The sequence below is a fragment of the Pelatocladus sp. genome (genome assembly GCF_059505505.1).
Window position 1 is genome coordinate 1 of record NZ_JCACKS010000225.1, and the last position, 14,502, is coordinate 14,502.

The following is a 14,502-nucleotide window of genomic DNA, read 5'->3' on the forward strand; positions in this document are numbered from 1 at the left end:
CATCCACCCTGCCGATCCTTGTTCTACCAGTTCATAAATTTGGCGAAGGTATTGCTTTAAAAGAAGATTTTAATTTTTCTCTGCTTGTATGAAACCACCCTGCCCTTGTTCCTCTTGTCCCCAATCCCCAATCCCCAATCCTCGATCCACTATCTACTCACAATCCCCGACCACTGGACTTTTTTTTGTTTTTCCCGACGGTAGGAAAAGAAATGTTCTGGGGTTTGGTAAGTACAGTAAGGAGCGATCGCGATCTGTTCAGGACTAATACCTAGTTTTTCCATCTGTAAAAAATTTATTCGTCTTACATCTAAACGGACTTTACCGGGGTTAGAATCTGGCAATAAAGGCGGATTAGGCAGTTTGTGTAAAGCTTGAATTTTTGTTTTTTCGTCTTCATGTGGTATAATACTAGCCCCAACTTCTGCTGCTACTTGCGTGGATACTTGGTAAACTTCCCCAGCGATCGCTGGTCCCATAGCAATTCGCAAATCTTGGATTTTGCTGCCTTGGGCTTGCAGACGAGCAATAGCCTGCGGTACTATCTTCGCTGCTGTACCACGCCAACCAGCATGGACTGCTGACACCTGAAAAGTTTTTTCATCGGCAATCAGCACGGGTGTACAATCAGCAGAAGCTACCCAAAGGGCTTGTAGTGGCTGTTCGCTCACTAAACCATCTGCTGATGCAAGGACAGAATTATCTTCTTGATTTTGATTTACGTCATCGTCAGGTGAGAGTAACTCAGTAGCAATTTCTCCTGGTGTAAGAACAGTATTGCCATGCACCTGTTTTAAGCGATATCCTGAAGCATCTGGATGCAGTACCATCGTTAATTCTTCTGGAGAACGAGGCCAAAAATGTTGGGTAAAAAAGCCATGTGGCCAAGCTTCGAGAAGACTACAAGTTAGGTAAGACATCTCTTCCCAAGTCTGCCAATGCCAAGTGTGCATCTTCAACCAAGCCTAAAAACAAAATAAAAATCAGCCAATTAATGCTAACTTGAACAAGCAAATTTGGGGAAACTCTGTGGGATTGGATCAGCAACAGTTGGAATCCGCCTTAAAAGGTGAACGTCAGTATAGTTATTTACCATTCTCACTCCATATACTTGACTCTGTGGCTTCAACAAATAAAACTCTGTGGGAATTGTTAGAGCAAGGAGCAAAAAATGGCTGTGTAGTAATTGCAACTCAGCAAACCGCAGGACGGGGACAATGGGGGCGAAATTGGATTTCTCCTACAGGAGGATTATATCTTTCAGTTTTGCTTACTCCTAAGATTGCAGCTAGTCACAGCTACCAGCTAACTTTTGCCAGCGCTTGGGGAATTGCTAATCAGTTGCGAAAAAGTGGTGTAAATGTTGAGATTAAGTGGCCAAATGACTTAGTGATCAATAGGCGTAAACTGGGTGGTATTTTGACCGAAACAAAAGTCCATCAAGGCATAATTACTCAAGCGGTAATTGGGGTTGGTATTAACTGGACTAACCCTGTTCCGAAAACTGGGATAAATTTAGAAATGTGGCAAGCTGCACAAAAAACTAAATTAATTCCCTGTTTAGAAGTATTGGCAGCGAAAATCTTGCTAGGAATAGAATCCGGTATACAGAGTCTTTTGCAAGAAGGAGTAAATATATTATTGGCTCGTTATCAACAGTTGCTTGCAAATTTAGGCGATCGCGTTTACGTCAACAACCTTGCAGGCACTATAGTCGGTGTGATACCTACTGGAGAATTGCATGTACTAATAGATACATTTGAATCTTCACAAGCAACAAAGCCAGAAATTTATCTCCAGCCCGGTATAATCAGTTTGGGCTATTCTACATCACCGAATCAGTGAACAGTAAACAGTGATCAAGTAAAAAAATGATAAGTAAGTCCATAATTTTGTTTAGATTAACTGATAACTGATAACTGATAACTGGTTAAACAATTTGTTTAGGCAAACTACGTACTTACACTCAATCCCAAAACAAATGACGCAGCGCAATAACTCTGCTCCTAAACGTTTGGATCACTTATGGCGGCGATCGCTGCCAGCACAGAGTATCTGTTTGCTTAGTAGCTTCAGCCTTCTAAGCAGTGGCATGGTGCTTGCCCAATCCGAATCCGCTATAGATAATATTGTTCCCACAACAGAAAATTCTCCAACTGTTAACAAAAATACTGTTGAGCGCAGTCAAACTTTAGTAATTCCAGAAAAAACTGACTCCCAACCAGAATTTTCTCAACGTCGGAGTAGACTCAGAAAAAGACTGCGGCAGGAGGAAGAAGCTTCTCAACCCCCAGCAACCATCAGAGCCAGAAAATCTAAACCCCCAGTGACAACTTCTCAATCATCACCAAGGGTAAAAGTTTCCACGCCTAATACTACTCCTGTCATCACACAAGAAAAACCACAAGTAGAATTTACCACTCCAACTCAGCCTCGTTCTACACAACAAAAACTTCCTGTAGTTACCCAACCTGTCAAGAACTCTCCTAGTGCTACTGGAGCCACAGCAGGAAAACCCAAAGACTACAACAACGCTTATATTGACCCCACAGATTATAATCCCACGGCTAAATATGAAGCTCCCAGTAGTGTAATAGCTACAGAGCGCACCACTGGTTGTCAAGCTGTATTGAAGCAAGGAATTGCTAGCAACACCTGTACTAGTAATCAGCCTCTAACCAATGCTAATTCCGGAACACCCAATTGGTTGAAAAAAAGCCAAAATGTCTCAGTAGCAGCCATTCCAATCACAAAGCGGCTTGCTACTAAGAATACAAACAATAATGGTTGGCGTCCGCCTACTATTGTTTCTAAGGTCGTTTCTAGTACTGCTTTGCGTTCTAACCAAGTTGCTAATCTCGGTTCTAGCAAGAGTAATTATCATCCCAACCGTTTTATTCCTAGTCCTAGCAATTTTACCCCCACAACCACAATTAGCGAAGTGCCGATCGCGCCCAGTGCGGGTAAATTGACAGCACCGATGACAGCCGATAATCTAGCGCCTCGTCCGGGTATGGTAGCCTATGACATTCCTTTGGCAACAACACTACCACAAATCGCCTACAGAGCCATTTATGGGAATAGAATAGCGATTAGTGGTACAGGATTCATGTACCCACTTTCAATTCCCTCGCCAATTACCTCATTGTTTGGTTGGCGCGTTCATCCAATTACAGGCGATCGCCGTTTCCACTCTGGTATGGACATCGGCGCGGCGATCGGAACACCAATTTTAGCAGCATATTCTGGTCAAGTTGAAGTTGCTGACTGGGTAGGTGGTTATGGTCAAGCTGTAATCCTCAACCATAACAACGCCCTACAAACTCTCTACGGTCACATGTCCCAAATCCTTGTTCAGCCTGGTCAACGGGTAGAACGAGGAACCGTGATTGGTCTGGTCGGAAGTACAGGTAACTCAACAGGCCCTCACCTGCACTTTGAAGTCCGCCAGCTAACACCCGAAGGCTGGGTTGCTGTCGATCCAAGAGGACAAATACAATCTGCACTCGGTCAACTAGAGCAAAGTACACAGACAGCCCAGGTTAGTCAGTAGCAGGACTAGGGGACAAGGGAGACAAGGGAGACAAGGAGGACACGGGGACAGGTCGAATATTTTTGATCAATTCTCCGCGTCTCCACTCTCCGCGTTACCGCATCTTCATCCCAATCCCCTTTCCCTGTTCCCCATTCCCCAATCACAAATACCCATGTTCAGCCAGAAATGCTGGTGTAACTTCCTCGCGCGTGGTGTTTGTGGGAAATTTAAGGAATTTTTCTACATATTTGCCGAGAATATCACCTTCGAGATTGACCCAACTGCCGTTAACTAGGTAACTGAGGTTTGTTTCAACGTAAGTTAAGGGAATTACGGCAACTGTAAACTGAGATATTTCTGGATTATAATCAGCTACTGTGAGGCTAATACCATTCACAGTAATACTGCCTTTGGGAACAATATAATGGGCGATCGCATCAGGAGCGGTAAACGTCATTTCCCAGGCAGTTGCTGTCTGCTGTGCCGAAACCATACAACCTATACCATCCACGTGTCCCATCACAAAATGACCTCCGACTTTGCCACCTACTCGTAAGGAGGTTTCTAAATTTACATATTTCGGTTCTGTTTGCTCTTTTCCTAAAGTTGTACGGCGGAGGGTTTCTGGTGATGCTGTGGCTATAAACCCGTCTTTTAATATTTCTTCCACGGTCAGGCAAATGCCATCTACTGCTACACTGTCACCGTAACTTAAGTCTCCCATGATGACTTCACATGGGTGTCTAACACAACTAATTTGCCAATAATTACCCTCTAAGGGTCTTATGGTTCCTAATGCCTGGATTATTCCTGTAAACACGGCTCTTTTCTCTATAGAACTCAAATTAATGCTAGATTTTAACTAAAATTTAGTTGGTAATTTCACAAAAATACAAGAATTTAAAGTATACTTTTTAACCATTATTTGTATCAACATTTCAATACATTTACAATAAAGATAAGGCATATTTAGATAATTACATTATTGCGGAAAAAAACTAAATTGACTTACTCTGGTGTTCACAACCATTTGGGAGTTTAATAGAAGCAATTATAGAGAACAAGACTTATGTTTTTGATAATCTCAATCTTGCCCAATCAAGAGTATGATTTGTTACAGATTCCTCTAACGCTCAAAGGATTCTAGAGGTCCAGCGAATGATTGAAATGAAAGTTGCTGGCATAGCATTAGATGCCATAACCCGCAGCCCGATTGTACTTTTAAAAGATGCTACAGATCGGCGTGCTTTACCTATCTATATCGGTCAGGAACAGGCTAGGGCAATCATGGGCGCACTGGAGAATCAGAAGCCTCCTAGACCCTTAACCCACGACCTGATTGTAAATATTCTGGAGACGTGGAATATGACTCTAGAGCGTGTTATTATTCATTCCCTACAAAAGGATACATTTTATGCAGCTTTGATTATTAAACAAGGCGAAGTCAAAAAAGAAATTGACGCACGTCCTAGCGATGCGATCGCTGTTGCTCTCCGTACAAATGCGCCTATTTGGGTCATGGAAGAAGTAATAGCTGATGCATCTATACCCGTAGATCGCGATGCCGATGAAGCTGAACAAGAGGCATTTCGCGAATTTCTCTCTAATCTCCGTCCTGAAGATCTGATTAAGCGTTTTGGCTATGATGAATCCTAAAAAAGTCATTGGTCATTAGTCATTAGTCATTGGTTATTAGTAAAAGACAAATGGCAAAGAACAAATGACAAAGGACTAATTGAAGATGCGATACCGACGCTTTGGAAAAACCGGACTACGCCTTTCGGTGTTTTCCTTGGGAACAATGCGCTATTTAGCTTCACCAGACAATGTATGGCAAACAATTCAAACAGCTATAGCGCTGGGAATTAATCATATAGAAACTGCTAGAGGTTACGGCAAAAGTGAGGAGTATCTTGGTAAGGCGATCGCCTTGGGGTTGCCAATAACTCGTTCGCAGGTTCATATCACAACTAAAATCCCTCCCACGGTAGATGCAGATACTATGCGTCGGTACATCAATGAATCTCTAGAAAGATTGCATCTAGAATATGTAGATTGCCTGGGGATTCACGGTTTAAACACTTGGGAACATCTTGATTGGGTCAAAACCAAGGGTGGCTGTATGCAGGCTGTACAAGAAGCCGTTGCTGATGGTCGTGTTCGACACGTTGGCTTTTCTACCCACGGTTCCTTAGATGTAATTCTGGCAGCGATAAATACAGATTTTTTTGAATTTGTCAATCTGCATTACTACTATTTTTTTCAGCGTCATACCCCAGTCATTCAACTAGCAGCAGCTAAAGACATGGGCATATTTATCATTTCCCCTGCGGATAAGGGTGGACGTCTTTACACTCCACCCCCTACTTTAGTTGACTTGTGTCATCCTTTCTCGCCTCTAGAGTTAAACTATCGATTTCTACTGAGTGACCCCCGCATTACTAGCTTGAGTGTCGGACCAGCAAATCCTGAAGAATTAACTCAACCATTAGAAGTTGCTGACCAGGATGGGCAATTAACTGATGAGGAAATTACAGTTTTTGAACGTTTAGAAAATCATCAAAATCTGGCTTTGGGTACTGATTTATGCAGTCAGTGTTATGAATGCTTACCCTGTCCAGAAAATATCAACATTCCAGAAGTACTGCGGCTACGAAATTTGGCAGTAGCCTATAACATGACAGATTATGGACAGTATCGTTATGGAATGTTTGAAAACGCTGGTCACTGGTTCGGTGGAATGAAAGCAAATCGCTGTACAGACTGCGGTGACTGCTTGCCAAAATGTCCGCAAAACTTAGATATCCCTGCCTTACTGAAGGATACTCATCAAAGGTTACAAGGAAAAAGTGGCAGACGATTGTGGGAATAATCAATGGTCAGTAGTCAGTAGTCAATAGTTATTGTCATTTAATAACAAATGACTAATAACTATAGCGGTTCTCATTTGAATCAAATACACCGCCATGAACAATGTAGAGTAACGTCTGGGCGCAGCGTATTGGACACAACCGAGAAGCGCTATATTGACTACTGACTCGATTGCAATACAGTCGGAACCCCACCCGGCTTTGCTGATGCAAAACCTCCCCGCTTGCGCAAGCGCTTAGGGGATTAAGGGGTGGGGTACGTATTGGACACAACCGAGAACTGCTATATTGACTAACCACCAAATGGAGTTAAGCGTTTGATCGCACGACCTGCCACATCTTTGTAGCGCAGTTCTCCACACAGGATTTTACCCATGATTTGAGGTGCAGAAGGACGCTTGACACCTACTTTGTAGCCGACACCAGGAAAACGATAAAATAGCCCAGCTAATTTTTGCGCCCAAGCCATATCACTACCCCATTCAGCATTAATGATATCTGAGTATTTTTCCAAGGCATTGATGTCACCAGAGAGGGCTTTGTCGATCGCCTCTGATGCTTTTAAACCACTAAATATTGAGGGCCGAATACCTTCGGCAGTAAAAGGATCAACCACACAAGCTGCTTCCCCTGCCAAAATTGCATTTTCAGTATGCAGTTTTTGTTCACCATTCCACAGGCAAATAGCATGACCATATTGCTGGCAGGTTTTTATATCCAAACCAAAGGAGTTGCCATACTCGTCCAAAATTTTCTTAAAGTCCTGCGGTTCACCACCGATAAACGTACCAACACCAACAGAGTAACCATCTGCTTTGGGGAAATTCCAGAGATAGCCATTTTTTACCAGACCAAATTCAAAATGGGCAATATTACCGTTTTCGACTTTGGCTAGTGCTTCTGCTTCTAAGGCTGCTGCGAGGCGGCGTTTACGTTCTTTGAAACCTAGCCATTTCGCCATCGATCCTTTGGCACCGTCAGCAGCAATTAAATATCTACCCATTATCGAACTATTAGCTGTATTCACTTGCCAATGGTCACTTTTAAACTCAATACCAGTGACTTCTGTGTTGTCTTTGAGTTCTGCCCCTTGTTTTTGTGCTTGCTGCACTAGGAAGTGGTCGAAAACATCACGCCGTACCATCCACACTGGTTCAGGAGTTTCTAGTTTCGCTTCTACTGGGTCGCCTGTTTTCCAAGTACATCGGATGGTGTCTGCTTTGATGGAAATTGCTGGACTAAAGTCAAAGTCAAACCACTCAGCGATCGCAGGTGATACGCCACCACCACAAGGTTTATATCTTGGTAAAGATGCTTTTTCCATGATTAACACGGAGCGCCCTTGCTTGGCTAGATGATACCCTGCTGTTCCACCGGCTGGGCCGGCACCGACAATGATGCAGTCGTACATAACGTTCTAAATTTTTGCTTTTGAATTAGTTGATTTTTGAGTTTTAGACTCTATGTTAGACAGTGTTACCAAAATTTAACCGAATTTTAGGTTTATGTGCAAAATTTCACAGTTTTTTTAGGCTTTGTTTGTGTGCAAAAATTTATTTTGCCTTAGCAATACTCATCAGTAAATATTCGGTTTGCAAAGTCAATCTTTTTGTTATTTGAATTCTTTTCAAAACTTGAATTTGATCTTGATTTTTTACAGAATCATGGATATTTTCTGGCAATTTATACGTGCATTTTGATTACATTTATAAGTTTTCTTGGATTAAGAATATTTCGATAATTTAAAAATAACAGCTTGGTACAAGCTACAATGAGCCAAACTTTAAATCAGCTTTCCTTTACAAATTACAATTTATTAGTTTCACTGTTTACAAATTTTTTGCCAATTATTTTAGATAAAATATAAAGTTTTAGTAAAATTTCTTGTTCAAAGACAATATGTTCTCAATATATTAAACCACTCATGTGATGCAAGGATTTGCCTTTGATGTAAGTAAGGTAAAAGGTAAAAGTAAAAAACTACTGTCCCAATTTTTACCTTTTACCTAGTACTTTGATTAGACGGTAGTGATGTCTTTTTCTTTTTCTGCCAATAGTTCATTGATTCTGGCAGTGTATTTGTCCGTCAGTTTTTGTAATTTGTCTTGTTGATCACGTGCTTCGTCTTCGGATACCTCAGAGTTTTTTTCCATTTTGCGAATAGTATCTAGGGCATCGCGGCGGATGTTACGAATGCCAACACGACCTTCTTCAGCATACTTGGCAGCAATTTTTACTAATTCTTTACGGCGATCGCTTGTCAGTGGGGGAATATTAAGTCGAATGACAGAACCGTCGTTACTGGGGGTTAAACCCACATCTGACATAGAAATAGCCTTTTCGATCAAGTTTAAAGAACTGCGATCATAAGGCTGAATCAGAATCGTTGTAGCATCTGGTGTGCTGATGTTAGCCAGTGATTTCAGAGGTGTAGATGCACCATAATAGTCCACTGTCACTTTGTCTAACAAGCTGGCATTGGCGCGACCAGTGCGAATTGTATTAAAAGCTCGTTGAGTTGCTTCAACGGTTTTTTGCATCGTACTTTCAGCTTCAGCTAATTTCACAAGTACCTCCCACAAGGGTGCCGATAGATTCTCCCATGACTGCGCGATGGATATTACCCCGTACGCCCAAGTCAAAAACAAGAATTGGGATATTATTTTCTTTACATAAGGCTATCGCGGTACTGTCCATTACCCGCAAATCTTTTGCCAAAACGTGTCCATATGTAAGACTATTGTAACGTTTGGCATCAGGGTAGATATGTGGGTCGGCGTCGTAGACTCCATCCACCTTAGTAGCTTTAAAAATAACTTCGGCTTCAATTTCTGCGGCTCTTAAAGCAGCAGTGGTATCGGTTGTGAAAAAGGGATTACCAGAACCTGCGCCAAAAATAACCACCCGCCCTTTTTCTAGGTGACGGATGGCACGACGACGGATATATGGTTCAGCTAATTCTTGCATGGCGATCGCGGTTTGTACCCGCGTCTGTACCCCTATTCGTTCCAGTGAGTCTTGCAGCGTCATGGCATTCATTACCGTGGCAATCATACCAATGTAGTCAGCTGTTGCCCTGTCCATCCCTGCCGATGCCGCTTTGACACCACGAAATATATTACCCCCGCCAACGACGATGGCGATTTGAACACCAGTGGCTACTACCTCTGCTACTTCTTGGGCGATTTCTTTGACCACTTCTGGGTCAATTCCATAGCCCATGTTGCCCATTAAGGCTTCACCGCTTAGTTTAAGTAAAACCCGTCGGTAATTTGTTCCCATGAAGTTACGCTTTATCAAAAAATATGCTAATTACCTCCAATTAAAGATAACAGTAGTGTGACTATCTGTCTCCAGTACTTGACAATCATCAATATGCAAGAGCAAGGGGTAAATTCATTGGAATCCCTTTGAAGCAAAAATTCCAGCCCTTCTAGGGCTGGGAAGTCTCAATTAAATAACGACTTAGGTGATGTACTTGCTCGTCAATTCCTGGCAGTTCAAAATCTGGTGCGTAAATTCCTACAGGAGTATTATTTGTTTCTACTTGATTCATATTTGCTCACTTGCAGGAACTAATGAACACACCTTTAAAGGAAATGTTTTATGTTTTGACTATTTTATAAACCAGTTTTGCTGTCGTAAATTGTGAAACTACTGAATTTCCAAAACCCAAGTATCAGATTGAAAGCAGCAGCATAAAATTGTCTAGGTAAGAATATATAAAGTTTTATAAAAATAGAAATAGTTAGTATAAATATATCTGCGTTTTTCCAAATTTTCATTTTAATTTTATTAAATACCCATGGCTTCCTCCACTTCTGCGATCGCATTTACTCCAACAAAAACCTGGATTTGGCAAGGCTTTTCTATTTGCTATCAATCTCAAGGAAGTACTGGCCCAGCCGTGATCTTCGTGCATGGCTTTGGAGCTTCATGGTGGCATTGGCGGAAAAACATGCCAGTACTGGCGCAAAATTGTCGCGTTTATGCAATTGATCTGATCGGCTTTGGTGCTTCAGCAAAACCTGAACCGGGTAAAAGTATCAGTTATACATTTGAAACTTGGGGACAACAAATAGCTGATTTTTGCCGTGAAGTGGTAACAGAGCCTGCTTTTTTAGTTGGGAACTCGATTGGTTGTATTGTAGCCATGCAAACAGCTGTAAGTAACCCTGAAATTGCTCTAGGAGTAGCATTATTAAACTGTTCTTTGCGGCTGTTACATGATCGCAAACGCCAAAGTTTACCTTGGTCGCGTCGTGTAGGAGCGCCGCTTCTACAACGTGTATTATCTTTTAAACCAATTGGTGAATTTTTTTTCGATCAAATTGCCAAACCCAAAACTGTACGTAAAGTTCTACTACAAGCTTATGCTAATTCTGCAATGGTGACAGAAGAGCTTGTAGATATTCTCACCTCTCCTGCTAGTGATCCAGGTGCAGCAGCAGTGTTTCTTGCTTTTACTTCTTATTCTCAAGGCCCCTTACCAGAAGATCTTTTACCTCAATTGCTTTGTCCAGCAATTATTTTATGGGGAACAGCTGATCGTTGGGAACCAATTGAGTTAGGTAGAGAGTTAGCCAACTTTCCACAAGTGCAAAAGTTTATACCTTTAGAAGGCGTAGGACATTGTCCCCAAGATGAAGCTCCGGAGGTAGTCAATCCGATTTTGCAGGACTGGATATGGGAAAGAACAAGAATTCAGACTTCGGAAAATGAGTAATGGATCAGCGGAGAAATTTAGTTTTTAACTAAAATAAAAATGCTTGTTCTTCCTACTTCCTCCAGCCTTCTGATTTCTGCCTTATTAATTAATATGAGATTGGTCGCTCAAATAAGCTTTGTTGCTGTAACCAATCTTTACCCACTTGAATACTGATATCAGAAGAGAGATTACCCGTACTTTCCACTCGTACTTCTCCAAATCCTAAAGTGTTACGAATTGATTCGGCGCTGTTGCCATCTCCTTGTTGAGCAACGATGTGAGTAACTTCTAAGGGTTCACCAGAGTTTTTGGCTATGTAGACATTGCTATAACCAGCTTTTTGCAGGCTTCTAATTAGTGGTCGAAGATTGGTGTCATCGCTGCCAGTACTATCTTGAATTGCTACTCGTAGATATGTTGGATCTACTGCTTGCTGTTGTTCAGACGATTGTATATCAAAATACTGTGCCATCGTGGTCGCAATGCGATCGCTATCTGGTATCCAATAGCTAGCGTCATACTCTCCATTTTCGCTAAATCGACCGGGCAGCATCAACTGCAAAACATTAGAGCGATTTGTTCTAACTCCATAACCAACCAATGCTGCTAATTCTTCAACGGTCAAGTTAGTATCAATATGCTCTTTAACTACGTTGAGAATGTTGGGTAATTTTGTCAGTGTTGTGGGGTTGAGGGTTTGATCAATCAATGCTCGGATCACCTTCTGTTGTCGTTGAATCCGACCAATATCGCCGTTTTCATCATGGCGAAAACGTAATAATTGTAGTGTTTGGTCGCCATTGAGATGCTGTTTTCCTTTTTTGAGATTGATATAAAGATGCTGCGAATCATCTTGATATTTCATGTCTCTAGGAACGTCAATGTTTACCCCTCCTAAAGCATCGATTAGCTTGGCAACGCCCAAAATGTTGATACGAATGTAGCGATCAATTCCGACTCCATCCAAGAGGTTACTAACGGTTTTGGCAGTTAAAGCAGGCCCACCCTGAACATTAGCCGAATTAATTTTTTTCCTTCCATGTCCTTCAATTTCCACACGGGTATCTCTGGGAATGGAAAGCATGACTAATTTTTTAGTTTCTGGATCAAATCTGATCAAGAGCATGACATCAGAAAGACCATCAAAGGAATTAATCTGGGGTAGATATCCCAAAGTTTTGGTTTCTTCTGGCGCATTTTGGACATCTGGTGGTAGTACACTCATCCCCATGACTAGGATATTGACGGGGCGAGTTAGTTCTGAAAATCGCAGTCCCCCTCCAGAAATGCGATCGCCATCAAAAACTGCTGCCTCATCTGCACTCAGATTGGCTTGCATCAGAGGTGTAGTGTTTAAGGACAGTAATGCTCCTGCTGTGGCTGACACTATCGCGATACCGCCCATACCCAGCAAAAACCACAGCCAACGTCCAGATTTGGAACGATTGACCTTTTTTCTACCACTAGATTTGGAGCGGGACTTAGAATGGTTTTTTGACGCCGAACCTCTTTGAATGGTCACAGACTTCCTCACACTTTATTGAATAATACTTGGTGAATCCACTTTTGGAAAACAGGCGAATCAAACTATAATACCTAACTCTTAATTATTAGTGGGAAATTAGTGGATTAAGTGTCTTCTGTAACACTTCTAACTTTATTCTTCTTAATTTTTTCGTTCATAAAGAAAACGCTTTAGATGTTTTCTTTATGAAGTATGGCAATATTAGGCATCATTTGACTAGGTAACTGGAGAAAAATCTGTAAATTTTTAGAAAACAAAAACAACCACAAATATTTAAAGACGCGATTATACTCTTACGAGAAGCCGCTCTTACGAGCGTCTACGCGTTTGTTATCAGTTATCAATGAAAACAACCCTTTACTCTATTTTTACCAAAAGTGTTTTATATCTCCCCTGACTAATGGGACGACGCTGAGGTTAAAAGACGCGGAGAGTGACAACAGAGAAATTGTCTCCCTTGTCCCCACATTCCCCTATCTCCGGATCTTGGTTCAAAATTATTCATTTGGTTGAGTGCAATCCTAAATTAGAGGGATGAATGATATTGATGTAGTTAGAGATAATAAGCTTTAGATAGGGATTATATTTGTGTTATCCGGCAATCGGCAGATGCAGACACGCAAGCTCTTAAACTGGTGGCAAACACTCACACCATTAGCACGATTAGGTGCGATCGCCTTATTTGCTCCGCTTTTAGTGTTGAATGGCTGGGCCCTTTCAGTCATTTTTCATTATTTTCACTCGCTGATTGTCATTTTAGTGGCAGCCTCCGTACTAGCGTTTCTGCTTAATTATCCTGTAAGCTGGATGGAACGTCATGGTGCTAGGCGAGAGCAAGTAGCTATTTTAGTATTTTTACTGGCTTTGTCAATTTTACTAGCATTAGGTGTTACTCTAGTCCCACTAGCTCTGACCCAAGCCCAGCAATTGGTAGCACGTTTACCGGAGTTAATTGACTCTGGACGCTCCCAATTAATGATTTTGAATGAAAAAGCTGAAAGTATGGGCATACCCATTAATCTTGATGCTTTGTTAGTGCAAATCAATGATCGGGTTAAGGGACAATTGCAGGCGATCGCAGGACAAGTTCTGAATCTGGCGGTAGTCACCTTCACGAGTCTACTGGACTTTCTACTAACAATGGTTTTGACTTTTTACCTGTTGCAGCATGGGGATGAACTCTGGCAAAGTCTAGTTAGTTGGCTACCAAGCAAATTTCGTGAGGCTTTTTCTCAAACTGTACGCCTCAGTTTTCAAAATTTCTTTATCACTCAGCTCATTTTATCTACCTGTATGGCATCTGCCTTAATTCCAACCTTTTTATGGCTGAAAGTACCATTTGGATTGCTATTTGGCTTGAGTATTGGCATTATGGCTCTTGTTCCTTATGGTGGGTCTGTAGGTATTGCCTTAACTACTCTATTAGTAGCATTACAAGACGTTTGGGTAGGTGCAAGAGTTTTAATTGCAGCAGTAATTGTTCAGCAAATTCTTGAAAACTTGATTGGGCCGAGAATTTTAGGTAGCTTCACTGGTTTAAATCCAGTTTGGGCGTTAATTTCGGTCTTAACAGGGGCAAGAATCGGTGGTCTTTTGGGTGTTATTTTAGCAGTACCCACTGCCGTTGTTATTAAAACAGCTTTAAGCGCGCTGCGCCCTGATGTTACGTCTACGAATCACAGCGAAACGGGAGATGTCACTAGTAACAGTCCTGAACAGGGGGAAGAATCTTGTCGTAAACAAATAAATGAAACCACAAATGTGCGATCAGTAGAGGTAGGTACACCTGTGACACCCGAAACTTCTCCTCCGACTGCTTAGTTATTTGTCATTTGTCATTTGTCGATGGTTATTACTGATAGAC

The 14,502-nt window shown here is 41.7% G+C and carries 12 protein-coding genes and 1 pseudogene; 6 read left to right on the forward strand and 7 right to left on the reverse strand.

Annotated elements, in window-relative coordinates; genetic code table 11:
• Nucleotides 1–149: 149 nt before the first annotated feature.
• A complete protein-coding gene (gene pgeF, locus AC5JMK_RS21075) occupies nt 150–953 on the reverse strand; it encodes a peptidoglycan editing factor PgeF (RefSeq protein ID WP_096673012.1) in 804 nt (267 codons plus the stop codon).
• Between the two features lie 76 nt (nt 954–1,029).
• Between pgeF and AC5JMK_RS21080 the strand changes: the two genes are divergently transcribed.
• Nucleotides 1,030–1,845, forward strand: coding sequence for a biotin--[acetyl-CoA-carboxylase] ligase (locus AC5JMK_RS21080; RefSeq protein WP_495910975.1), 816 nt, complete (start codon nt 1,030–1,032; stop codon nt 1,843–1,845).
• Nucleotides 1,846–1,981: 136 nt separating this feature from the next.
• Nucleotides 1,982–3,553, forward strand: coding sequence for a peptidoglycan DD-metalloendopeptidase family protein (locus tag AC5JMK_RS21085; RefSeq protein ID WP_495910960.1), 1,572 nt, complete (start codon nt 1,982–1,984; stop codon nt 3,551–3,553).
• Between the two features lie 142 nt (nt 3,554–3,695).
• Here AC5JMK_RS21085 and AC5JMK_RS21090 read toward each other — a convergent pair whose 3' ends face one another.
• Nucleotides 3,696–4,355, reverse strand: a complete 660-nt coding sequence (locus AC5JMK_RS21090) for a riboflavin synthase (protein WP_096673008.1) — start codon at nt 4,353–4,355, stop codon at nt 3,696–3,698.
• 338 nt (nt 4,356–4,693) lie between these two features.
• Here AC5JMK_RS21090 and AC5JMK_RS21095 point away from each other — a divergent pair, with 338 nt between their 5' ends.
• Together AC5JMK_RS21095 and AC5JMK_RS21100 are read left to right on the forward strand one after the other, a co-directional pair.
• Nucleotides 4,694–5,191, forward strand: a complete 498-nt coding sequence (locus tag AC5JMK_RS21095) for a bifunctional nuclease family protein (protein ID WP_096673006.1) — start codon at nt 4,694–4,696, stop codon at nt 5,189–5,191.
• A gap of 85 nt (nt 5,192–5,276) precedes the next feature.
• Nucleotides 5,277–6,407 carry an aldo/keto reductase gene (locus AC5JMK_RS21100; protein WP_096673004.1) on the forward strand — a complete coding sequence of 377 codons (1,131 nt, stop codon included), beginning with the start codon at nt 5,277–5,279 and terminating at the stop codon, nt 6,405–6,407.
• Nucleotides 6,408–6,697: 290 nt separating this feature from the next.
• Here the strand turns inward: AC5JMK_RS21100 and AC5JMK_RS21105 are convergent, their stop codons facing one another.
• From AC5JMK_RS21105 to AC5JMK_RS21120, 4 genes and pseudogenes are all read right to left on the reverse strand, one after another.
• A complete protein-coding gene (locus AC5JMK_RS21105; RefSeq protein WP_096673002.1) occupies nt 6,698–7,816 on the reverse strand; it encodes a geranylgeranyl reductase family protein in 1,119 nt (372 codons plus the stop codon).
• A gap of 607 nt (nt 7,817–8,423) precedes the next feature.
• The gene (frr, locus tag AC5JMK_RS21110; protein WP_096673000.1) at nt 8,424–8,972 is read right to left on the reverse strand and encodes a ribosome recycling factor; all 549 of its coding nucleotides are present in this window, start codon (nt 8,970–8,972) and stop codon (nt 8,424–8,426) included.
• Complete coding sequence (gene pyrH, locus AC5JMK_RS21115) at nt 8,959–9,687, reverse strand: UMP kinase (RefSeq protein ID WP_096672998.1); 729 nt, start codon at nt 9,685–9,687, stop codon at nt 8,959–8,961. The genes frr and pyrH overlap by 14 nt, the downstream gene beginning before the upstream one ends.
• A 172-nt stretch (nt 9,688–9,859) precedes the next feature.
• Nucleotides 9,860–9,961 (reverse strand): annotated as a pseudogene (locus AC5JMK_RS21120) (thioredoxin family protein); the annotation flags it as partial.
• Between the two features lie 249 nt (nt 9,962–10,210).
• Between AC5JMK_RS21120 and AC5JMK_RS21125 the strand changes: the two are divergent.
• Nucleotides 10,211–11,131: an alpha/beta fold hydrolase gene (locus AC5JMK_RS21125; protein WP_096672996.1), complete on the forward strand. Its 921-nt coding sequence runs from the start codon at nt 10,211–10,213 to the stop codon at nt 11,129–11,131.
• Nucleotides 11,132–11,219: 88 nt separating this feature from the next.
• Here the strand turns inward: AC5JMK_RS21125 and AC5JMK_RS21130 are convergent, their stop codons facing one another.
• On the reverse strand, nt 11,220–12,635 hold the full coding sequence (locus AC5JMK_RS21130) for an LCP family protein (RefSeq protein WP_096672994.1): 1,416 nt from the start codon (nt 12,633–12,635) through the stop codon (nt 11,220–11,222).
• 612 nt (nt 12,636–13,247) lie between these two features.
• On the opposite strand from AC5JMK_RS21130, the gene AC5JMK_RS21135 reads away from it, so the two are divergent.
• Nucleotides 13,248–14,459 (forward strand): AI-2E family transporter, encoded by a 1,212-nt coding sequence (locus AC5JMK_RS21135; protein ID WP_096672992.1) that lies wholly within the window; start codon nt 13,248–13,250, stop codon nt 14,457–14,459.
• Nucleotides 14,460–14,502: the final 43 nt, after the last annotated feature.